Here is a 25,291-nt window from a genome sequence, read left to right as displayed (position 1 = left end):
TCAGCGCATCAGCGGATCGAGAAGGCCGGAGCGGGCGACGGCCCCCTCGTCGCCGCAGAGGCGCAGCCAGTTGGCGAGGAGCCGGTAGCCCCCTCGGGTGAGAACGCTCTCCGGATGGAACTGCACCCCGTGCAGCGGCAGCGTCCGGTGCGCCACCGCCATCACGGTGCCGTCCGGGGCGGTGGCGATGACCGCGAGATCGTCGGGCAGGTCTGCCGCGGACAGCGCGAGCGAGTGATACCGCCCCACGTCGAAAGGTGAGGGGATGCCCGCGAACAGGGCGGAGCCGTCGTGGCGGACCGCCGAGACCATGCCGTGCATGACCTGGGGAGCAGACCGGACCGCCGTGCCGAAAGCGGCCCCGATGACCTGATGGCCGAGACACACTCCGAGTGTGGGGACCCCCCGCCGCACCGCGATGCGAGCAGCGTCGATCGAGACGCCTGCATCGGCAGGAGCCCCGGGACCGGGGGAGAGCAGGAGTGCGTCATGCGCGCCCAGAAGCTCCTCGATCTCGACCGCGTCGGTCGCATCGGACTCCACGAGCGTGGTGTCCGCACCGAGCTCGCGGAGATAACCCACGAGAGTGTGCACGAAACTGTCGTGGTTGTCGACCACGAGCACCCTCGTCATTCGACGTCGACTTCGCCCGGGGCGATGAGCGGGCTGACCCAGGGGAACACGTACCAGAACAGCGCGTACAGTACCGCGGCGATCACCACGAGCAGGATGAGGACGCGCAGCCACCACGGGCCGGGCAGCAGGCGCCAGAGTGCGGCGTACATGGGTCTTCTCTCTCCTGGAGGCGGGTCACACGGACGGTGCGGCCGGCGGGGGCGGCGGGTCGGTCAGAGCGGGCGGGGGTCCCTCGGCTCGCGGCTGGAAGCTCTCGAACACCCCGTAGGCGACGATCCTCTCGGCGAGAGAGTACAGCGGTGAACACGCCGTCAGGGTGATGTACTGCTCCCCCGTCTGCTGCTCCGGCATCTGCGGCACGTCGGCGAGCACGTCGGTCTGCGTCGGCTTCACGTACTCCAGGGTGCGGAACCGGTAGGTGTACCAGCCGTCACGGGTCTCCACGACGATCGCGTCACCCACGTGCAGCTTGTCGAGCTGGTTGAACGGCTTCCCCCAGGTGGTCCGATGGCCGGCGAGGGAGAAGTTCCCGACCTCTCCCGGCATCTTCGACTGCGTGTAGACGCCGATGCCCTTCTGGTCGAGAGTGCGCGCGCGACTCGTGCCACCGTAGATGCCGAAGTTGTAGTCGGCGCCGAACCGGGGGATGTGCATCTGTCCGAACCACTCCCCGTCGGCCGGGGCCGCAGGGACGGGCGCCTCGTAGACGGTCTCTCCGTCGTCCGTCTCGACCAGTGGCGGCAGTTCGGGCGCCTCGCCCGCGGCGAGCTGCTGTGAGATCGCGGCGCCCTCCTCGTTCTTCTGGGCCGCGATGATGATGTCGCCGATCCACATCTGCCACGCGACGAAGAGGAGGACGACGACGCCCGCGGTCAGGAGGAGTTCGCCGAGCACGCTCGCGAACGTGGCGCGCGACCGTCGTCGCTGCCGCCGTTCGCGCCGCCCCCCAGGCACGACAGATGCAGTCATGGGCGTGATCATATCCGCCCGACCTGTGCAGCAGGAGTCGGGACACCGCCGATCCGCGTCCTCACGTCTCGTCGGCGCCGAGGTCTCCCGGGTACAATGACGGCATGGCACGTGACCGCAAGACCGAAGAACCCGCCGTCGAGCGCGCCGAAGGCGACGCCGCTCCCAACGCCGTCTGGTTCAAGCCGGTGATGATCGGCTTCATGCTGCTCGGCCTCGCGTGGATCCTCGTCTTCTACATCTCGGGCATGCAGTTCCCGATCCCCGGCCTCGACAACTGGAACCTGGCCATCGGCCTGGGCATCGCCCTCATCGGATTCCTCATGACCACCCGCTGGCGCTGACCGCTCAGAACGAAGGAACCCCTCGCCTCTTCCGCGAGGGGTTCCTTCGTCTGTGCGGCAGGCGTGGAGTTATCCACAGGTTATCCCCACACTGGGGAGAATTACACCGATGTTATTCACAGGGGTTAACAACCCTGTTAACAACTCAGGATCAGGCCAAAAGGAGCAGGGGCGGCACGACGGCGACGAGGATGATCAACAGCACCACCAGCGCAGCGAGGAAGACGATCTGCCAGGTCCGCTGGTCGCGGCGCTTCGTCCGTACATAGATGAGCGCCACGAGAGCGCCCGTGATCGCCCCGCCGAGGTGCGCCTGCCAGGAGATGCCGCCGGCGAAGAACCCGAAGGCGAAGTTGATCCCGAGGATCACGAGGATCCCCGTGACATTGGCCCCGATGTGGCGCCCGATGATCAGGAGCGAAGCCAGGAGTCCGAAGATCGCCCCCGACGCGCCGACCGTCCACGTCTCCGGCGCCAGGACGGCCACCGCGACGGATCCGCCGAGGCCGCTGATGAGATACAGCGCGAGGTAACGCGCGCGACCCAGCATCGGTTCGAGATTCTGTCCGAGCATCCACAGGGCGAGCATGTTCAGTGCGAGATGCACGAAGCCGCCGTGCACGAACAGCACGGTCAGCAGTCGCCACGGCTCGAACGGCAGGAGGGAGAGGTTGGGGTAGAGGAACGGCGCGTAGAAGCCGAGGGCCTGGATGATCGGGGCGTTGAGCCCGGGGATGAGCTGCACGAGGCCGATGAACGATGTCACCGCCAGCAGGACGTACGTGATGACGGGCTTGCCGCTGCGCACGGCACCCATGGTCGTGGCCCCACCACCGCGCCACCGACGCGCGGCCTTCTTCTGGGCGGGGGTGCGGTTCTTGCGCTCCGCGTTCATGCACTCCGGGCAGATGACGCCGACCGGGGCGGGCGTCTGACACTCGGGGCAGATGGTGCGCAGGCACCGCTGGCAGAGCACGAAGGACTGCCGATCCGGATGCCGGTAGCAGAAGTTCTCACGGTTGTTCGTGAACTCGGGCGTCGTCATCCGGATCGGCCGTCGCTGTCGTCAGGCGGCGACGATGTCGATCGACTGCAGCACGACGGGCTCGATCGGGCGGTCACCCGCAGCCGTCGGGACCGCGGAGATCGCGTCGACGACCTTGCGCGATGCGTCGTCGGCGACCTCGCCGAAGATCGTGTGCTTGCCCTGCAGCCACGGGGTCGGGTCCGTGGTGATGAAGAACTGCGAGCCGTTGGTGCCCTCGACCTTGCCGGTGATGGCGTTGCGGCGGAGGCCCGCGTTGGCCATCGCGAGGATGTAGGGCTCGTTGAAGTTGAGCTCGTTGTTGATCTCGTCGTCGAAGTTGTACCCCGGACCGCCCACGCCCTGGCCGAGCGGGTCGCCGCCCTGGATCATGAAGTTCGGGATGATGCGGTGGAAGATGACGTCCTTGTAGAGGGGACCCTCGCCCGGCTTGCCGGTGGCGGGGTGCGTCCACTCCTGGGAGCCGTCGGCGAGGCCGACGAAGTTCTTGACCGTCTTCGGGGCGTGGTCGCCGAAGAGGTTGATGACGATGTCACCGTGGTTGGTGTGCAGAGTTGCGACGTGGGAAGCGTGAACCATGCGTTCATTCTCGCAGAGCTTCCGGTGAGCGGGCCGGGCGTGTACAACGCAGGAGCCGATGATGCAAGGGGCGGGCGATTCCCTCGCCGCATCCAGCCTCTCGTGGCAAGATGGGGAACCCGTACTCCAATGGACAGGAGAGCATCGTGAGCCTCAGCCGCAAGCGGAAGAAGCAGCTTCGTCGTCTTCAGAAGGACGCGAACCAGCTGTGGGAAGACCAGCAGGTGCTCGTCGGCCACGCTGCCGACGTCGCTCGTGAGGCGGGTCGCCAGCTCGGCAACTTCAATCGCGAGCAGATCGTCCCGGTGGTCCAGGACACGTACAACCGCCGCGTGGCCCCGGTCGTTGACCGCTCGGTCAAGGCCGGAAAGCACGTCGTGGACGACAAGGTCGTCCCGATCGTGGGCGGCGTCGTCGGCACCGCGCTGACCGCGTGGGACGTCGCCAACGCGAAGCGCCACGGCGTCGAGTACAAGGCCCGCAAGGCCGTCTCGCAGAAGAAGGGTCCCGGTCTCGGATCCGTCATCGCCATCGTCCTGGGTGCTGCGGCCGCCGTCGGCGTTCTGTACGCCGCCTGGCAGGCGCTGCGGGCCGACGACGAACTCTGGGTCGCCGACGACCCGCTGTCGGCTCCCGACGCGTGACCACTCCCGACCCGCACGCGCGGGTGAGGGATGCTGCGGCTGCCCGCGGACTCGACATCGAGATCCGCGAGCGGCCGCAGGCGCGTAGCCTCGTCGAAGCCGCCAAGATCCTCGGCATCCCGCCGTCCGGCATCGTGAAGACCCTCGTGGTCAAGCGCTCTGACGACACCTATCTGTTCGCGCTCATCCCCGGTGGGCGGTCCATCTCGTGGCCGAAGCTGCGGGCCGTCGTGGGAGTGAACAAGCTCCGCCTGCCCGAACCCGAGCTCGCTCTCGCGGCAACCGGCTACGAGCGCGGAACCATCGTCCCGATCGGCAGCACCACCGACTGGCCGGTCTACGCCGACGCGTCCATCGTCGGCGAGCGGGTCGCGATGGGAGCGGGCGCGCACGGCTACAGCCTCTTCGTCGACGCCGACGACCTCATCGCGGCGTACGGCGCGACCGTCGCCGACATCTCGGTGCCCGACGAGCGCTGACGACCGCCGGGACCTCAGAGCAGGCCGGCCATCCGCAGTGCGATGTCGACCAGCCGAACGCGCTGCAGCCCGGCGACGGCGGAGAGAGCGAACCACTCCGCCCGGTCGGTGGAGCCGTCCGTCTCCCAGCGCAGCTTCCCGCCAGTGACCTCCGCGCGATAGACGATCCGGAGGGTATGCAGGGGATCAGGCGACTTCTGCACGCGCCGCCCTGCGGGGATGACACGGGAGTGGATGCCGAGGAGTGAGCCGACGCGGACGGTGTAGCCGGTCTCCTCTCGGAGCTCCCGGCGCACGGCATCCTCCGGTGGCTCACCCGGTTCCAGTCCCCCGCCGGGAAGCGTCCACGCGATGCGCCGACCCTCCGTCCATCGCGCCAGCAGCAGGCGTCCACCCTCGTCGGTGACGACCCCGTATGCGGCGACGCGCAGGTCCATGCGTCACACACTATCCGGGTATCGAGCTGCGTCCCGTCGCGTGACGGCGGACGCGATCGATCACGAATCGAGAAGCACGGCACCGCGCGTCGTCCTTACGCTGGGAGCATCATCCAGGCCGCACGAGAGGATCATCATGGCCGACAACGACAAGAACTTCACCGCCGAGGAACGCGAGGCCATGCAGGCGGCCGCGAAGGAGGCGCGCACTCGACGCTCGCGGGCCAAGAAGTCGCCGGAGGAACTCCGCGCCGCCGGGGAGGCCGACCTCAAAGAGGCGGTCGCGAAGCTCACCGACGAGGACAGGCTGCTCGCCGAGAAGCTGCACGCGCTGGTCTCCGAGGTGGCGCCGGAGCTCGTGCCCCGCACGTACTACGGCATGCCGGCGTGGGGCCGGGACGGCAAGGTGCTGTGCTTCTTCCAGCCCGCGAGCAAGTTCAAGGTCCGCTACGGCACCTTTGGATTCGAGCCGATCTCGAACCTCGACGACGGCACCGTCTGGCCGACCGCGTACGCGGTGACCGCGCTCACGGAGCAGGATCTCGAGTTCCTCGCCGGGCGCATCCGCCAGGCGATCAGTTGAGCTCGAAGAGGGTCTGACGCAGCGGGGTCGCGCGCATTAGCGTGGTGCCTGTGAGTACCCTTCCCTTCTCCGCCGCCGTCTACGCCCGCCGTCTCGCACGCGCGCAGGAGCGCGCCCGGAAGGCCGGCCTCGACGCGATCATCGTCGGCCCCGGCCCCGACCTGCAGTACCTCCTCGGTGTCGAGGGTGACACCATCGAGCGGCTGACCGCCCTCGTCCTGCCGCCGCAGGGCACGGCGACGCTCATCGTCCCCCGGATGGAGCTCGCCAAGGTGCGCAGCACGGCCGTCGGAGAGCTCGGACTGACCGTCGCCGATTGGGTCGACGGCGACGATCCGTACGCCCTCGTCGCCGCGGCCACCAGTCCCGTCTCGCGCGTCGGGGTGTCAGATTCGCTTCCCGCGCTGCACGTCGTGCCGATCGGCGATCGCCTGCAAGCCCGGCTCGAACTCGCCACTCCGGTGCTCCGGGAAGGCCGGATGGTCAAGGACGAGGAGGAGATCGCCGAATTGCGTCGCGCCGGCGCGGCCATCGATGCCGTGCACCGCCGCGTGCCCGGATGGCTGCGCGCCGGCCGCACCGAGCGCGAGGTCGCCGCCGACATCGCCGCGGCGATCGTGGAGGAGGGACATCGGACGGTCGAGTTCGTCATCGTCGGGTCGGGGCCCAACGGCGCCGACCCCCATCACGAGGTCTCTGACCGGGTGATCGAGGACGGCGACATCGTCGTGGTCGACATCGGGGGAGCCGTTCCGAGCGGCTACAACTCGGACAGCACGAGGACCTACGTCGTCGGAACGCCCGATCCGGCAGCCGCAGATCGGATCGCCACCCTTGTCCGGGCGCAGCAGGCCGCCGTGGATGCGGTGCGCCCCGGGGTCACGGCGGCGGAGGTCGACGCGGCCGCCCGGTCGGTTCTCGCGGAGGCGGGGCTCGGCGAGGCGTTCCTGCATCGCACGGGTCACGGGATCGGCGTCTCGGTGCACGAGGAGCCGTACATCGCCCCCGGCAACGACCTCGTGCTCCGCGAGGGCATGGCCTTCAGCATCGAGCCCGGCATCTACTTCGCCGGCGAATGGGGCGCCCGCATCGAGGACATCGTGGTCGTGACGGCGGACGGCGTCGAGCGCCTGAACACGGCACCGCATGAAATCACGGCGACCGACCGGTGAGGGAGAGGATGGTGGAGCCTAGGAGATTCGAACTCCTGACATCCTGCTTGCAAAGCAGGCGCTCTACCAACTGAGCTAAGGCCCCGTGAGGGAATTCTTGAATTGAAAGGGTGGGGCTACCAGGACTTGAACCTGGGACCTCTTCATTATCAGTGAAGCGCTCTAACCGCCTGAGCTATAGCCCCGTCAACCTCCAGAACTTTACCGGAGTTTCGGCGAAAATCCGAATCGAGAGCGAGGCCCCTCCCCGGGGCCTCGCTCTCGCTCCGTTCACCGACCCGGCTGGATGCTGATGCGGCCCGCGGCGAGAGAGACATCGATCGTGCGCCGCGCACCGGAGGACTCGTCCACGGTGGCGTCGAACGACCCGGCGCTGACGTCCTGCCGGATGCGGTAGTCGACGTCCGGGAGGGTCAGGTTGAGCGACCCGGCGTTCACATCGATGGTGGTCGCGGACGGCCCCTCGCCGGTGAGCTCGACCGTGAGGTCGCCCGCCGCGATCCCGAGGTCCGCCTGCGTCACGCCGTCGAGGACGACGTCGGCGCGACCGGCGTTCATCTGCACGTCGAACACCTCCGCGGCGCCCGCGATGTCCAGCGATCCCGCATTGACCTGCACCTCCAACGTCCCGAACTCGCCGGACACGTCGAGAGAGCCCGCGTCGAGCGTGAGGTTCGCCCCGAGGTCGGTCCCGCTGAGCTCCTCCGGCAGCGTGAGGACCACGCGCTCCTCCTCGCCGAACCAGTTGCCGAACCACCAGCCGAAGACCGGCTGGGGACTGCGGACGACCATCTGGTCGCCCTCGCGCTCGAAGGTCCAGCCCGTCCCGCGGCCGTTGGCGACCGAGAGCTCGGCCTCGTCGATGTTCGCGAACTCGATGCGGACCATGCTCGCATCGGCGTCGAGGTCGATCGCCGTGAGCCCGTCGACATCGAGCGTCTGGACGGCATCCGCCCGGTTCGACGAGAGGAGGGTACCCGTCGCGGCCACCGCAGCCGTCCCGCCGGCCCCGACGAGAGCGATGCCTCCGACGACGGCGGTGAGGACCAGGATCCCGGTCGCGCCGGACGACCGGCCCGGCTCGGGCGCACCCGGCGCGGGGGACGTCGCCGGCGACGGCGGGGGAGTGAGCGGGGTGTGCCCGCCCTGTGCTCCGGGGTTCTCGGTGGTCATCGTGTGGCTCCTGTCTGGCCGTTCGACGGCGACGTGCCGCCCGTGTTCTCGAGGTGGGCGAGAGCAGCGAGGACGCGGCGGTTGCCCGACTCGCCCTGCTCGAAGCCCAGCTTCTGGAAGATGGAGGTGATGTGCTTCTCGACGCTCGCCTCCGAGAGGAAGAGGAGCCCCGCGATCGCCTGGTTCGACTTCCCCTCCGCGATGAGCGCGAGCACCGTCCGCTCGCGCTCCGTGAGCCGCATCATGCGGTCGTCACGGTTGCGGCGGGTCAGCAGCTGCGCGACGACCTCGGGGTCGAGGACGGTGGCGCCGTCGGCGATCCGCTGCACCGAATCGATGAACTCGGCGACATCCGCCACCCGATCCTTCAGGAGGTAGCCGAGCGGACCGCCCTGCGCGGCGATGAGGTCGGACGCGTAGCGCTCCTCCACGTACTGCGAGAGGACGAGGATGGCGAGCGCCGGGTGCACGGTCCGGAGGTCGAGCGCCGCGCGGATGCCCTCGTCGGTGTACGTCGGCGGGAGCCGCACATCGAGGATGCAGAGGTCCGGGGACGCGGATGCCACAGTGGCTCGGAGATCGGTGGTGTCGGTGAGGGCGGCGACCACCTCATGACCGGCGTCCTCGAGCAGACGCACAAGCCCCTCGCGCAGGAGGACGGAGTCCTCGCAGATCAGGATGCGCATGGCACGTTCACCTCCAGGCTGGTCGGACCGCCCTGCGGGCTGTCGAGGCGGAAAGTCCCGCCGGCGGCGAGGATCCGGTTGGCGATGCCGTCGAGGCCGCCGCCCGGGAGCACCTGCGCGCCGCCCATGCCGTTGTCCTCGACCCGTGCCCACAGGATGCCCCCCTCGCGGAGGCGGACCGTGACCCGCGCCTCGCTCGCTCGGGAGTGCTTCGCCGCGTTGGTCAGCGACTCGGCGATGGAGAAGTACACCGCCGCCTCCGCCTCCCGCGCCGGCCGCGGAGCCGACGGATCCATCCGCACGTCGAGCTGCACCGGGATGGGGGAGCGGCTGGCGAGCGCGGACAGCGCCGCATCGAGTCCGCGATCATCGAGGACGGACGCGTGGATGCCGCGAGCGAGCTGCCGCAACTCGGTGATCGCCGCCTTGGTGGAGGTGTGCGCCTCGGAGATCAGCACTTTCGCCGCGGCGGGATCGCTGTCGATCTTCTGCTGGGCGAGCCCGAGAGTCATGCCCACCGAGACGAGTCGGGGCTGGACGCCGTCGTGCAGATCCCGCTCGATGCGGGTGCGCTCGACATCCGCGGCGCGCACGGCTCCCTCCCGCTGGGCGGTGGAGGCCCGCACCCGTTCGGTGAGCTCCGCCTCCCGGGCCCGCGCCACGATGGCCAGGGCCAGGGTCCGCGCCAGGAAGGCGAGGCCGATGATCGCGCCGACCGAAACGACGACACCGAGGATGCCGATGAGCGGGGCCCACGACGCCGGGATCTCCGCCCCAACGAACGGCGCCCGGATGGTCTCGGCCGGGGTCAGCGGCGCGAACGCGATGATCGCCGACCACACGAGGGTCCAGAACAGCCGCAGCACGAAGAAGCCGAGAACGGCCGTGATGACGAAGTTCGCGACCGCTCGCCACATCCGACCGTCGATCGACTGCCGGCCGAGGGTACGGAGCCACCCGCCGAACCCGGAGCGCTCACGCGGTCGCAGGCGGAGCGGAACAGTGGGCACCCGGTAGAGGCCGGCGACGCGCTCCACCTCGAACCAGCCGACGCCGAAGAGGGCGTACACCAGTCCCACGAGGAGGAAGACGCCGACGCCGAAGACGATGAGAAGGCCGATCCCCGCTCCGAGGAGCCCGCCGAGCACGCCGATCACGCCGCCGCCGATCACCCCCGCACCCGCCAGGTGCAGGATGGTGAGGGGGAGGCGCAATGGCGGCGAGGCCGCTGCCGCGGAGGCCGGGATCGCAGTCTGTGTGGTCATGGTTCCACGGTAGGGCCGGGCCGCGGCACCGCCCACCGAGGCAACCGGACACTCGCCTTCGGGTTTTCCCTACTGGGTGTGCGGACGACGAGGATCTGCTTCACTGGGCGCATGACGACGCATGAGAACGAGCCCCACGGTTCGGGCGTGAGTCAGCGCCTCAACTGGCTGCGTGCCGGCGTGCTCGGCGCGAACGACGGGATCGTGTCGGTGGCCTCGCTGGTCGTCGGCGTCGCGGGTGCCACGACGGACAGCGCCGCGCTACTCACCGCTGGCGTCGCGGGTCTCGTCGGCGGCGCGATCTCCATGGCCCTCGGGGAGTACGTCTCGGTGAGCAGTCAGCGCGACAGCGAGCGGGCACTCATCGCCAAGGAGCGCGAAGAGCTGCGGACCATGCCGGCGGAGGAGCTGGCGGAGCTGACCGCGCTCTACCGCCGGCGCGGACTCTCGGAGGAGACGGCCGAGCGGGTGGCGGAGGAGCTCACCGCCCACGACGCCCTCGCCGCACACCTCGAGGTGGAGCTCGGTATCGATCAGGACGATCTGGTCAATCCGTGGCACGCCGCCGCGTCTTCCGCCATCGCGTTCACACTCGGGGCACTCCTCCCGCTCCTCGCGATCCTCCTCCCGCCGCCGGAGGCTCGAGTGCCCGTCACCTTCGTCGCCGTCCTCCTCGCACTGGCGCTCACCGGGACGGTGTCGGCGCGCATCGGCGGTTCACCCCCGCTCCGCGCCGCGCTCCGGCTGGTGGTCGGTGGAGCGCTGGCGCTGGCCGCGACCTGGCTGATCGGCTCGCTCCTCGGATCCACCGGCGTCGTCTGAGCCCGCACACGCGGAAGGGCGGGTGCCGCAGCACCCGCCCTTCCGTCGACCGTGAGGATCAGTTCGACATGAAGCCGACGAGCAGACCGCCGGTGACCTTCACCGCCAGGTTGTAGATGCCCGCGATCACCGCACCGAGCACCGTGAAGACGATCAGGTTGAGGATCGCCACGACGGCCGCGAATGCCATGACCTGCGGCAGACCCACGAGCTCCGACAGCGGGATGGCGCCGTCGGTGAAGCTGCGCACGAACTCGTCGGCGGTGGACATGATGCCGGTGGCCTGCAGCACGAGGAAGATGAGGAAGAACGACACCATCGTGACGACGGCCAGTGCGACCGCTCCCAGGAAGGAGAGCTTCACGGCGGACCAGAAGTCGACGTAGACGAGGCGCAGACGAACCTGCTTACCGCCGGTCTTCCGTGTCGACTTCTTCGCCAGCTTGTCGGCCACTGTGCTCATGCGTCTGTATCCTCGGGTGTCTCAGTCGTCTGGGGGGCCTCGGCATCGGCATCCGGCTCAGTCTCTTCTTCGGTGAGACCACGCTCACCATTCCGGGCGATGGCGAGGATGCGGTCAGCCTCCGTCGTGCGGGCGAACACCACTCCCATGGTGTCGCGACCCTTGGCGGGGACCTCGGCCACGGCAGAGCGTACCACCTTGCCGCTGGACAGAACCACCAAGACCTCGTCGTCCTCGGACACGATCAGACCGCCCGCGAGAGTGCCCCGATCGTCGTTCAACTTGGCGACCTTGATGCCGTATCCACCGCGTCCCTGGACGCGGTATTCCTCGACGGCGGTGCGCTTGGCGTAGCCCCCGTCGGTGACGACGAACACATACTTGCCTGGTGCGGCGACCGAGGCGGACAGCAGGCTGTCGCCCTCGCGGAACTTCATGCCCTTCACACCGGCGGTGGCGCGACCCATCGGGCGCAGCGCCTCGTCGGTCGCCTGGAACCTCACCGACATGCCCTTGCGGCTGATGAGAAGGATGTCGTCCTCGGCGTTGACGAGGAGGGCGCTGACCAGCTCGTCCTCATCGTTCAGGCGGATGGCGATGACGCCGCCCTGACGGTTGGTGTCGTAGTTGTCGAGACGGGTCTTCTTGACCAGACCGTCGCGCGTGGCGAGGACGAGGTAGTCCGCCACCGCGTAGTCGCGGATGTCGAGGACCTGTGCGATGCTCTCGTCGGGCTGCAGCGCGAGGAGGTTCGCGACGTGCGTGCCCTTCGCGTCGCGCCCGGCCTCCGGCACCTCATACGTCTTCGCGCGGTAGACCCGGCCCTTGTCGGTGAAGAACAGCAGCCAGTGATGGGTCGTGGTGACGAAGAAGTGCTCGACGATGTCGTCGGCGCGCAGCTGGGCGCCCTTGACGCCCTTGCCGCCGCGGTGCTGCGAACGGTAGTTGTCGCTGCGGGTGCGCTTGATGTACCCCTCGCGGGTGACGGTGACGACCATCTCCTCCTCGGCGATGAGGTCTTCCATCGACACATCGCCATCAAAGCCGTGCAGGATGTGCGTGCGCCGCTCGTCGCCGAACCGGTCGACGATGGCGGTGAGCTCCTCGCGGATGATGGTCCGCTGCCGGCCCTGGTCGGCGAGGATCGCCTTGTAGTCGGCGATGAGCGCTTCGAGCTCGTTCGCCTGGTCGATGATCTTCTGACGCTCCAGCGCGGCGAGGCGACGGAGCTGCATCTGCAGGATGGCATCGGCCTGGATCTCGTCGATGTCGAGGAGCTTCTGCAGACCCTCGTTCGCATCCTGGGTCGTCTGCGACCGGCGGATGAGCGCGATGACCTCGTCGAGCGCGTCGAGCGCCTTCAGATAGCCGCGCAGGATGTGCATGCGCTTCTCGGCCTCGTTCAGGCGGAACTGCGTCCGTCGTACGATGACGTCGATCTGGTGGGCGATCCAGTTCGAGATGAAGCCGTCGATCGCGAGCGTCCGGGGAACGCCGTCGACGATCGCCAGCATGTTCGCGCCGAAGTTCTCCTGCAGCTGCGTGTGCTTGTAGAGGTTGTTCAGCACCACCTTCGCCACGGCATCGCGCTTGAGCACGACGACGAGGCGCTGACCCGTGCGGTCCGAGGACTCGTCGCGGATGTCGGCGATGCCGGTGATCTTGCCGTCGCGCGCGAGGTCGCCGATCTTGACCGCCACGTTGTCGGGGTTCACCTGGTACGGCAGCTCGGTGATGACCAGGCAGGTCCGCCCCTGGATCTCCTCGACGTTGACGACCGCGCGCATCGTGATCGAGCCGCGGCCGGTGCGGTACGCCTCGTGGATGCCCTTCGTGCCGAGGATCTGCGCGCCGGTCGGGAAGTCCGGTCCGGGAATGCGCTGGATCAGCCCGTCGAGCAGCTGCTCGCGGGGGAGGTCCGGGTTGTCCAGCGCCCAGAGCGCGGCATCGGACACCTCGCGGAGGTTGTGCGGCGGGATGTTGGTCGCCATGCCGACCGCGATGCCGACCGAGCCGTTGACGAGGAGGTTCGGGAACCGGGACGGCAGAACCGTCGGCTCCTGGGTCTGGCCGTCGTAGTTGTCGGCGAAGTCGACGGTGTCCTCTTCGATGTCGCGCACCATCTCGAGCGCGAGCGGGGCCATCTTCGTCTCGGTGTACCGCGGTGCCGCCGCGCCCATGTTGCCGGGCGAGCCGAAGTTGCCCTGGCCGAGAGCGAGCGGGTATCGGAGCGACCACGGCTGCACGAGACGGACGAGGGCGTCGTAGATCGCCGAGTCGCCGTGCGGGTGGTACTGACCCATGACCTCGCCGACGACGCGGGCGCACTTGGAGAACGACTTGTCGGGCCGGAATCCGCCGTCGTACATGCCGTAGATCACCCGGCGGTGCACGGGCTTGAGACCGTCGCGGACGTCAGGGAGCGCGCGGCCGACGATGACCGCCATGGCGTAGTCGAGATAGCTGCGCTGCATCTCCGACTGGAGATCGACCTGGTCGATCTTGCCGTGCTCGTGGCCCTCGGTGATGTCGGGGCGTTCTTCGTCAGTCATGTGTCTTTCCTGGTTGGCTGAGCTTGTCGAGGCGTCGGGTCCCCTGGCACACGCTCGAGGACCCCGCGGTGATCAGATGTCGAGGAACCGGACGTCCTTGGCGTTGCGCTGGATGAAGCTCCGACGCGACTCCACGTCCTCGCCCATCAGCACGCTGAAGATCTCGTCCGCGGCGGCGGCGTCCTCGATGGTCACCTGGCGGAGCGTCCGGGTGGTGTGGTCCATCGTGGTCTCCCACAGCTCCTTGGCGTTCATCTCGCCGAGACCCTTGTAGCGCTGGATGCCCGCGTCCTTCGGGATGCGCTTGCCGTTCTCCAGGCCGTAGGCCAGCAGCGCGTCGCGCTCGGCGTCGCTGAACACGTACTCGTGCGCCGCGTTCGACCACTTCAGGCGGTAGAGCGGGGGCATCGCGAGGTACACGAAGCCGGCCTCGATGAGTCCGCGCATGTAGCGGAACAGCAGCGTGAGCAGCAGGGTGGTGATGTGCTGACCGTCGACATCGGCATCGGCCATCAGCACGATCTTGTGGTACCGCGCCTTCTCGATGTCGAACTCCTCGCCGATGCCCGTGCCGAAGGCCTGGATCATCGCCTGGACTTCCTTGTTGCCGAGCGCCTTGTCGAGGCGCGCCCGCTCGACGTTGAGGATCTTGCCGCGCAGGGCGAGGATCGCCTGCGTGTGCGGGTCGCGACCCTGCACCGCCGAGCCGCCGGCCGAGTCTCCCTCCACGAGGAAGATCTCGCTGATCGACGGGTCCTTGCTCGTGCAGTCCTTGAGCTTGTCCGGCATGGCGGCGGACTCGAAGACGCTCTTGCGACGGGCCGTCTCGCGCGCCTTGCGGGCGGCGAGCCGCGCGGTCGCGGCGTCGATTGCCTTGCGGATGACGTTCTTCGCCTGGCTCGGGTTTCGGTCGAACCAATCGCCGAGCTGGTCGCCGACCACCTTCTGCACGAACGCCTTCGCCTCGGTGTTACCGAGCTTCGTCTTGGTCTGCCCCTCGAACTGGGGCTCGCCGAGCTTGATCGAGATGACGGCGGTCAGCCCCTCGCGCACATCGTCGCCGGAGAGGTTATCGTCCTTCTCCTTGAGGAGGTTGTTCGCGCGGGCGTAGCGGTTGACGAGCGTGGTGAGCGCCGCCCGGAAGCCCTCCTCATGCGTGCCGCCCTCGTGCGTGTTGATCGTGTTCGCGTAGGTGAACACGTTCTCCGTGTAGGACGTGGTCCACTGCATCGCGACCTCGAGGGAGATCTTGCGCGCCGTGTCCTCCGACTCGAAGGCGATGATCTCCTCGTTGACGACCTCGGCGTGGCGCACCTTGTTCAGGTACTCGACGTAGTCGACGAGGCCGCGCTCGTAGAAGAAGACGTCGCTCGGCTGCTTCGTGACCGCCTGGCCGTCTTCCTCGGTCTCGTAGGCCGACTCCGGCCGCTCGTCCGACAGCTCGATGCGCAGTCCCTTGTTGAGGAATGCCATCTGCTGAAACCGGGTGCGGAGCGTGTCGTAGTCGAACTCGACGGTCTCCTGGAAGATCTCCGCGTCCGGCCAGAACGTGATGCTCGTGCCGGTCTGGTCGGTGGCCTCGCCCTTCTCGAGCTTCTGCTGCGGGACGCCGCCGTCGGCGAAGCTGTGCCGCCAGACGAAGCCCTTCTGCTTGACCTCCACGTCGAAACGCGTCGACAGGGCGTTCACGACCGAGGAGCCGACGCCGTGCAGACCGCCGGAGACGGCGTAGGCGCCGCCGCCGAACTTGCCGCCCGCGTGCAGGATCGTGAGCACGACCTCGACGGTCGACTTCGACGGGTCGGACGAGTGCGGGTCGACGGGGATGCCACGACCGTTGTCGACGACGCGCACCCCGCCATCGGCGAGAAGGGTGACGAAGATCGTGTCGGCGTAGCCGGCCAGCGCCTCGTCCACCGAGTTGTCGACGATCTCGTAGACGAGGTGGTGCAGTCCACGTGGCCCGGTCGAGCCGATGTACATGCCGGGGCGCTTGCGCACGGCCTCGAGTCCTTCGAGGATCTGGATCGAGTCGGCGCCGTACTCACCGGGCTGCTGCTTCTTCGGTGCGGGTGCCGCCGATCCTCCGGCCTGTGAGCCCGACGAAGCGTCGTTGTTCGGTTCCGTCTCGTCAGCAGGGGATTCAGGCGTCATCAGAGGGCATTCTCCAGATCGATATCTCGAACTCCCATTCTAGCGGGGTTTCGAGTCGAAATGCCGCTCAACGGCCGCGTGTGGCCCTCTGAGCGTTTCGGACCCCTTGCATGGTGCCCTACCCGTAGGTATCGCGCGGGCCCCGCCCTGGAACGGCTCTGGGACCCCATTTCCACGAGGGGACGTCCGGTCCGATGAAGCGGAGGTTCTCCACTCCCGCTTCCGGATACCGTCGTCCGATCTCGGTGAGGATCGTCGCGCGCATGAACTGGAGGTTCTTCGCCCAGGCCGTGGAATCGCATTTGACGGTGAGCAGCCCGCGTTCGAGCGATACCGGTTCCGAGTGCTTCGCGGTGTCCGCCCCGGCGAGGTCGGCCCACTGGCGGACGAGGTCTTCCCGGGCGAGCGTCGTCTCCCACCCGGACTCGCGGCTGAGGGTGTCGAGGACGGCACCGAGGCTGCCCGGATCGCGTCCGGGGGTGAACGGCGCGTTGTCGTCGTCGACGGTGATCCGTCGCTTGCGCTTCCAGTTCTTGGCGCTCGGCTGGAGTCCCCGCAGTCGAAGGTAGGTCGCGACGGTCTCAGGAGCCTCCGGCGCGGCCGCGCTGTCGGTGAGCACATCAGTCATGACTCGCACCCTCCTCTCCCTGCGATCGGTTGCGCTCGTCGCTGATGGTGCCCGCCGCGATACGGACCACGTGAGCGTGGAGCACGTCGGGGATATCCTCCTCCACCGCTGCGGTGACCACCACCTGCTCGTAGCCTGCGGTGAGGGTGGCGAGTCGCTGGCGCCGATCCGCGTCGAGCTCGGCGAAGACGTCGTCGAGGATGAGCACCGGGTCGCCGGCGGGAGACTCGCTACGCAACAGCTCCGCGGAGGCGAGCCGCAGAGCGAGGGCGACAGACCAGGACTCGCCATGCGAGGCGTAGCCCTTCACGGGGAGGTCGCGGACGCGCAGCACCAGATCGTCGCGATGCGGTCCGGTGAGGGTGAGGCCGCGGTCGAGCTCGTTCGATCGCTTCGCGGCGAGGGAGGCGCGGAACATCTCGGCGATGCGACGGGAGTCCCCGCGCACGTCGTCGACGGGGGCGGAGGCCTCCGTGTCGTCCCGATCGTCGTCGTCCTCCGGATCGCCGCCGGCGACGGACAGCGCCCAGTCCAGCCGCGGCCGGTGATCGGCGCCCGCGATCGCCGCATAGGCATCGGCCACCGGCTGCTGCAGGTCGGCGGCCAACCGCTGCCGCGCGGAGATGATCTCCGATCCGAGGGACACGAGCTTGTCGTCCCAGACGTCCAGGGTGCTCAATGCCTCACCGCGGATGCCGCGCGCCCGTGCCGACTTGAGAAGGGCGTTGCGCTGCTTGAGTACGCGATCGTAGTCGGCCAGTACCGCGGCGAGACGCGGGGTGCGCTGGATGAGGAGCTGGTCGGCGAACCGGCGACGGGCCGACGGGTCGCCCCGGACGATCTGGAGGTCTTCCGGTGCGAACAGCACGACATGCGCATAGCGGGGGAGTTCATTGGTCTTCGACGGGGAGCCGTTGATGCGAGCTTTGTTCGATCCCTGCCGGTTGAGCTGCACCTCGACCAGCACGCGCCGCTCGCCGTGGGAGAGCCGCGCCCGGATGACGGCGAAGTCCTGGCCGTCCCGCACCATCGGAGCGTCGGTGGACACGCGGTGCGACCCGAGCGTCGCGAGGAAGACCACCGCCTCGGCGAGGTTCGTCTTGCCCTGACCGTTCCGCCCGACGAGGACGTTGGGCCCTCGGTGCAGGGCGAGTTCCGCGGTCGCGTAATTGCGGAAATCGACCAGGCTGAGGTGCTCCACAATCACGGAGCCAGCCTACCTTCCGGGTCGGACACTCCCTCGGGGCGAGTGCTCGCGCTCAGCGCAGGAGCAGGTTGGGCTGCAGCAGGTACTTGAACGAGTCCAGGCCGGCCTGGTCGACCGAGGTCTGGCTGGTGATGAGGACCGGGCTGAGCTTGTTGGCGTTGTCGCTGGAGGTGAACGTGACCCGCACGAACTCGCTCTTGACCGCGCCGAGGGCTTCGATGAGGTACTGCGGGTTGAGCCCCAGCGTCACCTCGTCGCCACCGGAGAGGATCGCGTCGACCGACTCGGACGCGCGGGCGTGCTCGCTGCCCGAGGCATCCATGGTGACGCTGTCGGTCGAGAACGTGAAGCGCAGCGGCGCGGCACGGTCGAGCACGAGGGACACACGGCGCACGGCCTCGATGAGGTCAGCGGTGTTGACGACGGCGTAGTGATCGGTCTGCTCCGGGAAGAGGCGGCGCACCGGGGGGAAGTTGCCCTTGATGAGGAGCGAGGTCACGGTCTTGTTGCCGGCGGTGAACGCGATGATCTCGCGGTCCCCGGCCCCCGAGAACGCGATCTGGATCGTGCCGGCGTGACCGAAGGTCTTCCCGACCTCGACGAGGGTGCGAGCGGGGACGAGTGCGGTGGCCTCGACGGCCTCGCCGTCCCACGGCACGTCGCGGAGCGAAACCCGGTAGCGGTCGGTGGCGACGAGGCTGAGCGTGTGGCCGGTGACCTCGAGCTGGACACCCGTCAGCACGGGAGTCACATCGTCGCGGGATGCCGCGAAGCCGACCTGCGCGATCGCGGTGCCGAACTCGTCGGCGGGGACGACGCCGGATGATCCGGACACCTCGGGGATCGACGGGTATTCCTCGACCGGCATGGCGGCGAGCGTGAAGCGCGCCGAGCCGCAGGTGACGGCGATCCCGCCGTCATCCTCGACGGCGATCTCGATGGGAGCGTTCGGGAGGCGGCTCGCGATGTCCGAGAGCAGACGGCCGTGGACGAGGATCGTCCCCGGGGTCTCGACTGTCGCCTCGATGGTCGTCCGCGCGGAGGCCTCGTAGTCGAAGGCCGAGAGCGTGAGTCCGGAACCGTCGGCCTCGATCAGGACTCCGGCGAGGATCGGCTGCGGATTGCGCTGGGGGAGCAGCTTGACGACGAAGGACACAGCCTCGCTGAAGACATCGCGGTTGACCTGAAACCTCACGGGTGCTCCCTTGTCGTCGAACATGACGGGTCGTCGTCGGGTCCTGCCAGTGCAGGGAATCCCATGCTAGCCCCACAGTCCTGCGCTTCCCTACGCCGGAGGTCTTGTCATGCCTCGGACGGTTCTCCCCACCGTCTGGTGATCGGATCGCACCCTGAATGACTTAACTCCTTAACGGTGTTAACACCTGTGGATACTGTGGATAAGTCGGTGGAAAGCAAGCGCGAGTAGGGAACTACACACTTGTCACTTGTGGAGACCCTGAGGAATCCGCGGGTGGACGAGGGTCCATCGCGATTCGACCGTCCCGTGGTTATCCACAGGTTTCTCCGATCGACCCACACCTGCGTCGGCGCGTTCCACGGTCATCCACAAGTTATCCACATGTGCATAGACGCATTTATCCGGCGATCAGGGCCCTGTCAAACGCCGAAGGGACGCCGTCCGGTGTCGGATGGCGTCCCTCTCGTGCGCGCAGGCGTCAGCGACGACCGAGCTGCGTGGTGATCTCGGTCACCTGGTTGTAGATGGAGCGACGCTCTTTCATGAGCTCGCTGATCTTCTTGTAGGCATACATGACCGTCGTGTGGTCGCGGTTGCCGAAGAGCTGGCCGATCTTCGGGAGGGAGAGGCTGGTCCGTTCACGACAGAGGTACATGGCGATCTGCCGGGCGGTGGCGATCTGCTGCGAGCGGCTGGAGCCGTACAGATCGTCGACGGTGAGCTTGAAGTACTGTGCGGTCGCCGTGATGATGTCGGTCGGCGAGATGATGTTGTCCTCGGCCGTGTCGATGATGTCCCGCAGGACGGTCTGGGCGAGGGAGATGTCGAGGGCCGAACGGTTCAGGCTCGCGAACGCCGACACCCGGATGAGTGCTCCCTCCAGCTCGCGGATGTTCGAGGACACGACCGTGGCGATGTACTCGAGCACCTCGTCGGGGATGTGGAGAGCCTCGCTCTGCGCCTTCTTCCGCAGGATGGCGATACGCGTCTCGAGATCGGGTGCCTGCACGTCGGTGATGAGGCCCCACTCGAATCGGCTGCGCATGCGGTCCTCGAAGCCCGTGAGGTGCTTCGGCGCGACATCGCTGGTGATCACGACCTGCTTGTTGTGATCGTGCAGCGTGTTGAACGTGTGGAAGAACGCCTCCTGCGTCTCCGCACGCCCCTGGAGGAACTGGATGTCGTCGATGAGGAGGATGTCCACCTCGCGGTACCGGGCTTGGAAGGCGGCGCCGCGGTTGTTGGCGATGGAGTTGATGAAGTCGTTCGTGAACTCCTCGCTGGAGACGTAGCGCACCTTGACTCCGGCGTAGAGGGACTGCGCGTAGTCGCCGATGGCGTGCAGGAGGTGGGTCTTGCCCAGTCCGGAGTCGCCGTAGATGAAGAGCGGGTTGTAGGCCTTGGCCGGCGCCTCGGCGACGGCCACCGCGGCCGCGTGGGCGAAGCGGTTGGACTGGCCGATGACGAAGTTGTCGAAGGTGTACTTCGGGTTGAGGCGGGACTCGTGGCGTAGCGCCGTCGGCTGCTCCATCGGCGACTCGGCGCGCACCGGATCCTGCCGACCGTAGTCCGCCACGGCGATCGGAGCGGTGGGCTGATCGGCGAGCTCGTGGTTGACGACCACCCGATACGACGTCACTTCCTCGCCGACATGAGCGAGGGCCTCCATGATGGGCAGGCGCAGACGCTTGTTGATCTGCGCCGCGGTGAGGTCGTTCGGCACCTCCAGGTACAGCGTCGCCGACATCACCCCGGCCGGCACCGCGAGGCTCAGGAAGCCCTGAAGCTGCGGGGTGACCCGATCGTCGGATTCCAGCAGCTCCTGCACCGTGGTCCAGATCGGGACATCGGGCTGGGCTGGTGAGGACATGGTGCTCCGGACGACGGATCGGGAAGGGGAGCGCGGGAGGGGCTGCCCTGTGGATAACTACGGATGCCCACGCTAGTCATCGGCGTCGGGAACGGCAACCTGCCGCAGAGAATCAGGTCGTGTGGCGGTTCGGTCGATTGCTCGGGGTTGTGGATAGCTCCTGTGTGGAGGGGAGCCGGGCGCCGTCAGTCGGCGTCGTATACGCAGCTGACCGTGCCGGAGTCCGAGGTCTCCTCGACGACCAGGTCATCGTTCCAGTAGATCCTGCAACCCACCGTCTGATCCTTGCTGTCGCTCGGGGCCGTGATCGTGATCCAGGTGGACGACTCCGAGGTGGTGTACTGCGCGTTTCCCACAGCCGGCCAGGGAAGCGTCCTGGTCTCGGCGTCGCTGCTGAACGTGGCGGTGACCCCGGACTGCGGTCCTGTTCCCTCGAGGAAGACCTTGTTCTGCGGCGGCGACCAGAGTCCGAGCAGGAAGACGACCAGCAGGACGAGGGCGAGGACGAGCGCGGCGAGGGCAGCTGCCAACCCGAGACCTGCCGTGCGGCGCTCGTCCGAAGGAGCGCGGCGCGCTCGGCGGGCGAGGACGACTCCGCCGATCGCGGCTGCCGCGCCGAGGACGAAGGCGGGGATCAGCCAGGGGTTCTGGAGGGCGTAGTACGGAACGGCGAGGGCGACCAGGAGGATCAGGGAGACAGCGCCGGTGGCGATCGCCGCGGTGGAGAGCGCACCTGATGCTCCGCCGTCACGGGCGGGCTCGGAACCGGAGTCGGAGGAGGGGGTCTGCTGATCGGTCATCTCGGCCTCTCGCTGGCATGGCATCTCGGCTCATCGGCGGTCGGATTAGCATATCGACGGCCGGATGGCGCCCTCGCACGCGGAGCGGCCCGGAACGGCCGTACGGTAGATTTGCCCTGTGCGCCGCCAAGACGTACCCTTAATCGGTTGACTTATGCCTGTATGGCAGTTCCCTATGTCTCCGGTCGAAGTGAATCCGGTGGCAGCATTCCCGGAGTGATCTCATGAGCAAGCGCACCTTCCAGCCCAACAACCGTCGTCGCGCCAAGAAGCACGGCTTCCGTGCCCGCATGCGCACCCGCGCCGGCCGTGCCATCCTCTCGGCACGCCGCGCGAAGGGCCGTACCGAGCTCTCCGCGTAAGCAGCTGTGCTCGCCCGCCCGTTCCGTTTGACCCGCGGGAGCGACTACCGACTGGTCGTTCGACGCGGATCGCGTTGTGGCGGGGCCCGCGTCCTCACCTCGATGCTGGCGACGGGTGAGAGCAGAGCAGCGCGTTTCGGTTTCATCATCAGCAAGCAGGTGGGTACCGCTGTGGTGCGAAACACCGTGCGCCGGCGCCTCAAAGCCGTCTGTGCGGAGGCGCTCCCGCGTGTTCCTCAGGGCACGGATGTCGTCATCCGTGCCCTTCCTGCGTCGGCGACCGCGTCGTACGCGGAACTCCGGAGTGACGTTCACCGCTGTCTGGCGCGGCTCGCGCCCGTCGAGGCCGCATCATGACCGCGTTGCCGGCGTCGTCGGTGGGCACGGGGGAGATGCACGGACGCGACGTGCTCCGAAGCATCCCGCTCCTTCCGCGCAACGCCGTGCTGGCTTTCCTCGCGGGGTACCGCAAGGTGGTCTCGCCGATGTACGGAGACGTGTGTGCGTACTACCCCTCTTGTTCCGCCTACGCTGTAGGTGCGGTGCAGCAGCATGGCGCCGTGCGGGGGGCTCTGCTCTCGGCGTGGCGCATCCTCCGCTGCAATCCCTGGTCTCGCGGAGGCGTCGACGACGTCACACCGCATCGACACTTCCGCTACGACCTGACCGCTCACGGTTTCGTCGTCCCCTCCCGAAAGGACTGATCGGTGGGTCTTGACCTTCTGTTCGCCAGTGCCACCCCCAGCCCGGAACCGGCATCCGGCGGATTCGATCTGCTCGGAACGATCCTGTGGCCGCTGAAGTGGATCGTCGAGCTCATCCTCGTCGCCTGGCATTGGCTGCTGACGGCCGTCGGTCTCCCTGCGGCTTCCGGCATCACCTGGGTCCTCTCGATCGTCGGACTCGTGATCGTGGTCCGCGCGGCGCTCATCCCGCTGTTCGTGAAGCAGATCAAGAGCCAGCGCAAGATGATGGAAATCGCTCCTGAACTGCGAAAAGTCCAGGAGAAGTACCGCGGCAAGAAGGACCAGCTCTCTCGTGAGGCGATGAGCCGCGAGACGATGGCGCTCTATAAGAAGCACGGCACGACGCCGATGTCGAGCTGCCTGCCGCTGCTCGTGCAGATGCCGATCTTCTTCTCGCTCTACAGCGTGCTGAGCGACGTCAGCAAGCACGCGACGCAAGGCATCGGCGGTGTCGGACTGCTGAGTGCCGAGCTCACGCAGGAGTTCTACGACGCGAAGCTCTCCGGGGTGGCCTCGCTGCACGAGACCCTCGGAAACGCGATCGATGCTCAGAACGTCACGGCGATCATCATCCTGGTGACCCTGGTCGTCCTGATGATCGCGTCGCAGTTCTTCACGCAGCTGCAGATCATCTCGAAGAACCTGTCGCCGGAAGCCAAGACCGGCCAGGCCTACCAGATGCAGAAGATCATGCTCTACGTGCTGCCGCTGGGCTTCATCTTCTCCGGTGTCTTCTTCCCGCTCGGCGTCGTCGTGTACTGGTTCATCTCCAACCTCTGGACCATGGGTCAGCAGTTCCTCGTGATCCGCGAGATGCCGACTCCGGGTTCCGAAGCGGCCAAGGCTCGCGAGGAGCGGCTCGCCCGCAAGGGCAAGGCGATCGACTCCTCCGGCAAGGTCGTTCCGATGGCTGCATACGAGGCCGAGCAGCAGCGTCTGCTCGAGGAGGCTGAGAAGGCGAAGGCGGCGGCGCCGAAGCGGCAGCAGCCGGTCGGCAAGAAGCGTGCGAAGAAGAAGGGGAACGCGTCATGAGCGAGGTCGTGACCGGGAGCGCAGAGCCCACTGTGGCGCAGCTCGAGAACGAGGGGGACGTCGCGGCGGACTACCTCGAGGAGCTTCTCGACATCGCCGACATCGACGGTGATCTGAACCTCGACGTCCGTCAGGGTCGTGCCTACGTTTCCGTCGAGGCCGAGGGCGATGGCCTCGCTCTGCTCTCCGCTCCGGACACTGTGCAGGCCCTGCAGGAGCTCACGCGTCTCGCCGTCCAGAACAAGACCGGCTCGTTCTCGCGTCTCATCCTCGACATCGGTGGTTCGCGTGACGCGCGCCGCCGCCAGCTCGTGACCCTGGTCGAGGCTGCAGCGGCCAAGCTCGATGAGGGTTCCTCGCAGGCGTCGCTGCCCGCGATGTCCAGCTACGAGCGCAAGTTGGTGCACGACATCGCTGCGGAGCGCGGGCTCGTCTCCGAATCGTACGGCGAGGGCGCGGACCGTCACACCGTCCTGCGCCGTCACTGACGTACCGAAGGCGAGTGCTCGCGGGTGTCTGAGACGAGCGATTCTGGCGAGAAGACCGTCGAGCAGGAGCCGACGGTCGCCGCCGACCTGTTCGGAGACCGCCTGGAGATCGCTCGGCGGTTTACGGACTCCCTCGCCCGTCAAGGGGAGGAGCGGGGCCTGATCGGACCGCTTGAGTTGCCCCGCTTGTGGACCCGTCACATCCTGAACAGCGCGATCGCCGCACCGCTCTTCCATGGTTCCGTGGCGGACATCGGGTCCGGTGCCGGACTGCCCGGTCTGGTGCTCGCCATCGCACGCCCCGACGTGTCTTGGACACTGGTGGAGCCTATGGAGCGTCGGATCACCTGGTTGACGGAGCAGGTAAACGACCTCGGGCTCTCCAACGTCACCGTTCTCCGGGCGCGTGCGGAGGACGTCCGTGCGAAGGGTGCCTTCGACGTCGTCACGGCTCGTGCGGTGAGCGCACTGCGTACCTTGATCCCGCTGACGGCTCCGCTGGTGCGCGATGGTGGTGAACTCGCCCTCTTGAAGGGCATGAACGCCGCCAACGAGATCGAGGCGGCGCGGAAGCAGATCGCGAAGTTCAAGCTCTCCGACGTTCGCGTCGAAGTTCTGGGTGAAGGACTGCTCCCGGAGACGACTCGGGTCGTCCGCGCCCGCGTACGCTGAGACGTGCACGTTTCACGTGAAACGCTCCGACCAAGACTCGGTGCCGCCCTCGCGAGCGAAGCTCCTGGCTTCATCCTGAGGTGAACCGCGTGTCCGACCCTCTGAGTAGCGGCTAGGGCCGACGTGGAGCGCCCTTCCTCAGGGGGCGGTATAAGCCCCAGTCGGCGCCACGATGCTCCCCATCCTCGCTGCCGACGTGGTGGAACGGGGATGACAGGCCCGTAGGTCCTCCTGGCTGTGCCTGACTCCGTCCGGACGTCTCGCTCACACGGGTGTTTCACGTGA

At 67.7% G+C, this 25,291-nt stretch carries 29 protein-coding genes and 2 tRNA genes; 12 read left to right on the top strand and 19 right to left on the bottom strand.

All coding sequences use genetic code 11. The features are described from left to right. From WFJ36_RS16290 to WFJ36_RS16280, 3 genes are read right to left on the bottom strand one after another with little or no spacing between them, the layout of a single operon-like run. A complete protein-coding gene (locus WFJ36_RS16290; protein WP_292786542.1) occupies positions 1–633 on the bottom strand; it encodes an anthranilate synthase component II in 633 nt (210 codons plus the stop codon). After that, entirely contained in the window at positions 630–785 is a 156-nt protein-coding gene (locus WFJ36_RS16285; protein ID WP_136051341.1) for a DUF4175 domain-containing protein, read from the bottom strand. Before WFJ36_RS16285 ends, WFJ36_RS16290 begins: the two co-directional genes overlap by 4 nt. Before the next feature lie 25 nt (positions 786–810). Beyond that, positions 811–1,605: a class E sortase gene (locus WFJ36_RS16280; RefSeq protein ID WP_071329812.1), complete on the bottom strand. Its 795-nt coding sequence runs from the start codon at positions 1,603–1,605 to the stop codon at positions 811–813. 104 nt (positions 1,606–1,709) lie between these two features. Between WFJ36_RS16280 and WFJ36_RS16275 the strand changes: the two genes are divergently transcribed. Continuing rightward, positions 1,710–1,949 carry a cell division protein CrgA gene (locus tag WFJ36_RS16275; protein WP_025102888.1) on the top strand — a complete coding sequence of 80 codons (240 nt, stop codon included), beginning with the start codon at positions 1,710–1,712 and terminating at the stop codon, positions 1,947–1,949. A 151-nt stretch (positions 1,950–2,100) separates the two neighbouring features. On the opposite strand, the gene WFJ36_RS16270 is transcribed toward WFJ36_RS16275, so the two are convergent. Further along, the gene (locus WFJ36_RS16270) at positions 2,101–2,994 is read right to left on the bottom strand and encodes a rhomboid family intramembrane serine protease (protein ID WP_292786551.1); all 894 of its coding nucleotides are present in this window, start codon (positions 2,992–2,994) and stop codon (positions 2,101–2,103) included. A 21-nt stretch (positions 2,995–3,015) separates the two neighbouring features. After that, positions 3,016–3,573, bottom strand: coding sequence for a peptidylprolyl isomerase (locus WFJ36_RS16265; protein ID WP_025102886.1), 558 nt, complete (start codon positions 3,571–3,573; stop codon positions 3,016–3,018). Positions 3,574–3,719: 146 nt separating this feature from the next. Here WFJ36_RS16265 and WFJ36_RS16260 point away from each other — a divergent pair, with 146 nt between their 5' ends. Beyond that, a complete protein-coding gene (locus tag WFJ36_RS16260) occupies positions 3,720–4,217 on the top strand; it encodes a hypothetical protein (protein WP_025102885.1) in 498 nt (165 codons plus the stop codon). Beyond that, positions 4,214–4,696: an aminoacyl-tRNA deacylase gene (locus WFJ36_RS16255; RefSeq protein ID WP_336643708.1), complete on the top strand. Its 483-nt coding sequence runs from the start codon at positions 4,214–4,216 to the stop codon at positions 4,694–4,696. The genes WFJ36_RS16260 and WFJ36_RS16255 overlap by 4 nt, the downstream gene beginning before the upstream one ends. Positions 4,697–4,710: 14 nt before the next feature. Here the strand turns inward: WFJ36_RS16255 and WFJ36_RS16250 are convergent, their stop codons facing one another. Beyond that, positions 4,711–5,133 carry an NUDIX hydrolase gene (locus WFJ36_RS16250; RefSeq protein ID WP_071329759.1) on the bottom strand — a complete coding sequence of 141 codons (423 nt, stop codon included), beginning with the start codon at positions 5,131–5,133 and terminating at the stop codon, positions 4,711–4,713. Positions 5,134–5,269: 136 nt separating this feature from the next. Here WFJ36_RS16250 and WFJ36_RS16245 point away from each other — a divergent pair, with 136 nt between their 5' ends. After that, positions 5,270–5,716, top strand: coding sequence for a hypothetical protein (locus tag WFJ36_RS16245; RefSeq protein ID WP_336643707.1), 447 nt, complete (start codon positions 5,270–5,272; stop codon positions 5,714–5,716). 50 nt (positions 5,717–5,766) lie between these two features. Continuing rightward, positions 5,767–6,888 carry a M24 family metallopeptidase gene (locus WFJ36_RS16240; protein WP_336643706.1) on the top strand — a complete coding sequence of 374 codons (1,122 nt, stop codon included), beginning with the start codon at positions 5,767–5,769 and terminating at the stop codon, positions 6,886–6,888. Positions 6,889–6,897: 9 nt separating this feature from the next. On the opposite strand, the gene WFJ36_RS16235 is transcribed toward WFJ36_RS16240, so the two are convergent. The 5 genes from WFJ36_RS16235 to WFJ36_RS16215 form a co-directional block, all read right to left on the bottom strand. Continuing rightward, positions 6,898–6,973: transfer RNA gene (locus WFJ36_RS16235), tRNA-Ala, on the bottom strand. Positions 6,974–6,999: 26 nt separating this feature from the next. Further along, positions 7,000–7,073 (bottom strand) — tRNA-Ile (locus WFJ36_RS16230). An 85-nt stretch (positions 7,074–7,158) separates the two neighbouring features. Further along, a complete protein-coding gene (locus tag WFJ36_RS16225; RefSeq protein ID WP_336643705.1) occupies positions 7,159–8,061 on the bottom strand; it encodes a DUF4097 family beta strand repeat-containing protein in 903 nt (300 codons plus the stop codon). After that, positions 8,058–8,747, bottom strand: a complete 690-nt coding sequence (locus WFJ36_RS16220) for a response regulator transcription factor (RefSeq protein ID WP_336643704.1) — start codon at positions 8,745–8,747, stop codon at positions 8,058–8,060. Before WFJ36_RS16220 ends, WFJ36_RS16225 begins: the two co-directional genes overlap by 4 nt. Then, the gene (locus WFJ36_RS16215; protein WP_071329762.1) at positions 8,735–10,012 is read right to left on the bottom strand and encodes a sensor histidine kinase; all 1,278 of its coding nucleotides are present in this window, start codon (positions 10,010–10,012) and stop codon (positions 8,735–8,737) included. The genes WFJ36_RS16220 and WFJ36_RS16215 overlap by 13 nt, the downstream gene beginning before the upstream one ends. Positions 10,013–10,123: 111 nt before the next feature. Here WFJ36_RS16215 and WFJ36_RS16210 point away from each other — a divergent pair, with 111 nt between their 5' ends. Further along, positions 10,124–10,834, top strand: coding sequence for a VIT1/CCC1 transporter family protein (locus WFJ36_RS16210; RefSeq protein WP_071329763.1), 711 nt, complete (start codon positions 10,124–10,126; stop codon positions 10,832–10,834). Positions 10,835–10,892: 58 nt separating this feature from the next. Here WFJ36_RS16210 and WFJ36_RS16205 read toward each other — a convergent pair whose 3' ends face one another. The 8 genes from WFJ36_RS16205 to WFJ36_RS16170 form a co-directional block, all read right to left on the bottom strand. Continuing rightward, the gene (locus tag WFJ36_RS16205; protein ID WP_071329764.1) at positions 10,893–11,297 is read right to left on the bottom strand and encodes a DUF3566 domain-containing protein; all 405 of its coding nucleotides are present in this window, start codon (positions 11,295–11,297) and stop codon (positions 10,893–10,895) included. Beyond that, positions 11,294–13,849: a DNA gyrase subunit A gene (gyrA, locus tag WFJ36_RS16200; RefSeq protein WP_071329765.1), complete on the bottom strand. Its 2,556-nt coding sequence runs from the start codon at positions 13,847–13,849 to the stop codon at positions 11,294–11,296. Before gyrA ends, WFJ36_RS16205 begins: the two co-directional genes overlap by 4 nt. Before the next feature lie 72 nt (positions 13,850–13,921). Then, entirely contained in the window at positions 13,922–16,003 is a 2,082-nt protein-coding gene (gyrB, locus tag WFJ36_RS16195; protein WP_083391818.1) for a DNA topoisomerase (ATP-hydrolyzing) subunit B, read from the bottom strand. A gap of 118 nt (positions 16,004–16,121) precedes the next feature. Further along, a complete protein-coding gene (locus tag WFJ36_RS16190; protein ID WP_071329766.1) occupies positions 16,122–16,631 on the bottom strand; it encodes a DUF721 domain-containing protein in 510 nt (169 codons plus the stop codon). Then, positions 16,624–17,838 carry a DNA replication/repair protein RecF gene (recF, locus tag WFJ36_RS16185; protein WP_071329767.1) on the bottom strand — a complete coding sequence of 405 codons (1,215 nt, stop codon included), beginning with the start codon at positions 17,836–17,838 and terminating at the stop codon, positions 16,624–16,626. Before recF ends, WFJ36_RS16190 begins: the two co-directional genes overlap by 8 nt. A 52-nt stretch (positions 17,839–17,890) precedes the next feature. After that, positions 17,891–19,033, bottom strand: a complete 1,143-nt coding sequence (dnaN, locus tag WFJ36_RS16180) for a DNA polymerase III subunit beta (RefSeq protein ID WP_025102872.1) — start codon at positions 19,031–19,033, stop codon at positions 17,891–17,893. 481 nt (positions 19,034–19,514) lie between these two features. Further along, the gene (gene dnaA, locus WFJ36_RS16175; protein ID WP_060921326.1) at positions 19,515–20,906 is read right to left on the bottom strand and encodes a chromosomal replication initiator protein DnaA; all 1,392 of its coding nucleotides are present in this window, start codon (positions 20,904–20,906) and stop codon (positions 19,515–19,517) included. A gap of 185 nt (positions 20,907–21,091) precedes the next feature. Then, positions 21,092–21,706, bottom strand: a complete 615-nt coding sequence (locus WFJ36_RS16170; protein ID WP_071329768.1) for a phage holin family protein — start codon at positions 21,704–21,706, stop codon at positions 21,092–21,094. A 224-nt stretch (positions 21,707–21,930) separates the two neighbouring features. On the opposite strand from WFJ36_RS16170, the gene rpmH reads away from it, so the two are divergent. The 6 genes from rpmH to rsmG are packed head-to-tail and all read left to right on the top strand — an operon-like array spanning position 21,931 to position 25,006. Next, complete coding sequence (gene rpmH, locus WFJ36_RS16165) at positions 21,931–22,068, top strand: 50S ribosomal protein L34 (RefSeq protein WP_022879826.1); 138 nt, start codon at positions 21,931–21,933, stop codon at positions 22,066–22,068. 6 nt (positions 22,069–22,074) lie between these two features. Further along, positions 22,075–22,425, top strand: coding sequence for a ribonuclease P protein component (gene rnpA / locus WFJ36_RS16160; protein WP_083391819.1), 351 nt, complete (start codon positions 22,075–22,077; stop codon positions 22,423–22,425). Next, complete coding sequence (gene yidD, locus WFJ36_RS16155) at positions 22,422–22,772, top strand: membrane protein insertion efficiency factor YidD (protein ID WP_062637723.1); 351 nt, start codon at positions 22,422–22,424, stop codon at positions 22,770–22,772. The genes rnpA and yidD overlap by 4 nt, the downstream gene beginning before the upstream one ends. 3 nt (positions 22,773–22,775) lie before the next feature. Then, positions 22,776–23,846, top strand: a complete 1,071-nt coding sequence (yidC, locus tag WFJ36_RS16150; RefSeq protein ID WP_336643703.1) for a membrane protein insertase YidC — start codon at positions 22,776–22,778, stop codon at positions 23,844–23,846. Continuing rightward, positions 23,843–24,334: a Jag family protein gene (locus WFJ36_RS16145; RefSeq protein ID WP_071329770.1), complete on the top strand. Its 492-nt coding sequence runs from the start codon at positions 23,843–23,845 to the stop codon at positions 24,332–24,334. The genes yidC and WFJ36_RS16145 overlap by 4 nt, the downstream gene beginning before the upstream one ends. A 24-nt stretch (positions 24,335–24,358) precedes the next feature. Next, on the top strand, positions 24,359–25,006 hold the full coding sequence (rsmG, locus tag WFJ36_RS16140) for a 16S rRNA (guanine(527)-N(7))-methyltransferase RsmG (protein ID WP_071329771.1): 648 nt from the start codon (positions 24,359–24,361) through the stop codon (positions 25,004–25,006). Positions 25,007–25,291 lie beyond the last annotated feature (285 nt).

Origin of the sequence: Microbacterium sp. MMO-113, from assembly GCF_037148555.1 — a bacterium.
Classification (GTDB): domain Bacteria; phylum Actinomycetota; class Actinomycetes; order Actinomycetales; family Microbacteriaceae; genus Microbacterium.
Note: the sequence above shows the minus strand (reverse complement) of the source record. Positions and strands in the feature narration are given on the sequence as shown.

What these genes read in the sequence shown, in the direction of transcription:
- WFJ36_RS16270 (WP_292786551.1), bottom strand. Translation starts at nt 2,994, where the DNA reads ATGACGACGCCCGAGTTCACGAACAACCGTGAGAACTTCTGCTACCGG.
- WFJ36_RS16245 (WP_336643707.1), top strand. Translation starts at nt 5,270, where the DNA reads ATGGCCGACAACGACAAGAACTTCACCGCCGAGGAACGCGAGGCCATG.
- WFJ36_RS16215 (WP_071329762.1), bottom strand. Translation starts at nt 10,012, where the DNA reads ATGACCACACAGACTGCGATCCCGGCCTCCGCGGCAGCGGCCTCGCCG.
- WFJ36_RS16205 (WP_071329764.1), bottom strand. Translation starts at nt 11,297, where the DNA reads ATGAGCACAGTGGCCGACAAGCTGGCGAAGAAGTCGACACGGAAGACC.
- WFJ36_RS16145 (WP_071329770.1), top strand. Translation starts at nt 23,843, where the DNA reads ATGAGCGAGGTCGTGACCGGGAGCGCAGAGCCCACTGTGGCGCAGCTC.
- WFJ36_RS16280 (WP_071329812.1), bottom strand. Translation starts at nt 1,605, where the DNA reads ATGACTGCATCTGTCGTGCCTGGGGGGCGGCGCGAACGGCGGCAGCGA.
- rpmH (WP_022879826.1), top strand. Translation starts at nt 21,931, where the DNA reads ATGAGCAAGCGCACCTTCCAGCCCAACAACCGTCGTCGCGCCAAGAAG.
- WFJ36_RS16225 (WP_336643705.1), bottom strand. Translation starts at nt 8,061, where the DNA reads ATGACCACCGAGAACCCCGGAGCACAGGGCGGGCACACCCCGCTCACT.
- WFJ36_RS16210 (WP_071329763.1), top strand. Translation starts at nt 10,124, where the DNA reads ATGACGACGCATGAGAACGAGCCCCACGGTTCGGGCGTGAGTCAGCGC.
- WFJ36_RS16290 (WP_292786542.1), bottom strand. Translation starts at nt 633, where the DNA reads ATGACGAGGGTGCTCGTGGTCGACAACCACGACAGTTTCGTGCACACT.
- WFJ36_RS16190 (WP_071329766.1), bottom strand. Translation starts at nt 16,631, where the DNA reads ATGACTGATGTGCTCACCGACAGCGCGGCCGCGCCGGAGGCTCCTGAG.
- WFJ36_RS16265 (WP_025102886.1), bottom strand. Translation starts at nt 3,573, where the DNA reads ATGGTTCACGCTTCCCACGTCGCAACTCTGCACACCAACCACGGTGAC.
- gyrB (WP_083391818.1), bottom strand. Translation starts at nt 16,003, where the DNA reads ATGACGCCTGAATCCCCTGCTGACGAGACGGAACCGAACAACGACGCT.
- WFJ36_RS16220 (WP_336643704.1), bottom strand. Translation starts at nt 8,747, where the DNA reads ATGCGCATCCTGATCTGCGAGGACTCCGTCCTCCTGCGCGAGGGGCTT.
- yidD (WP_062637723.1), top strand. Translation starts at nt 22,422, where the DNA reads ATGACCGCGTTGCCGGCGTCGTCGGTGGGCACGGGGGAGATGCACGGA.
- WFJ36_RS16285 (WP_136051341.1), bottom strand. Translation starts at nt 785, where the DNA reads ATGTACGCCGCACTCTGGCGCCTGCTGCCCGGCCCGTGGTGGCTGCGC.
- dnaA (WP_060921326.1), bottom strand. Translation starts at nt 20,906, where the DNA reads ATGTCCTCACCAGCCCAGCCCGATGTCCCGATCTGGACCACGGTGCAG.
- WFJ36_RS16250 (WP_071329759.1), bottom strand. Translation starts at nt 5,133, where the DNA reads ATGGACCTGCGCGTCGCCGCATACGGGGTCGTCACCGACGAGGGTGGA.
- WFJ36_RS16275 (WP_025102888.1), top strand. Translation starts at nt 1,710, where the DNA reads ATGGCACGTGACCGCAAGACCGAAGAACCCGCCGTCGAGCGCGCCGAA.
- gyrA (WP_071329765.1), bottom strand. Translation starts at nt 13,849, where the DNA reads ATGACTGACGAAGAACGCCCCGACATCACCGAGGGCCACGAGCACGGC.
- WFJ36_RS16170 (WP_071329768.1), bottom strand. Translation starts at nt 21,706, where the DNA reads ATGACCGATCAGCAGACCCCCTCCTCCGACTCCGGTTCCGAGCCCGCC.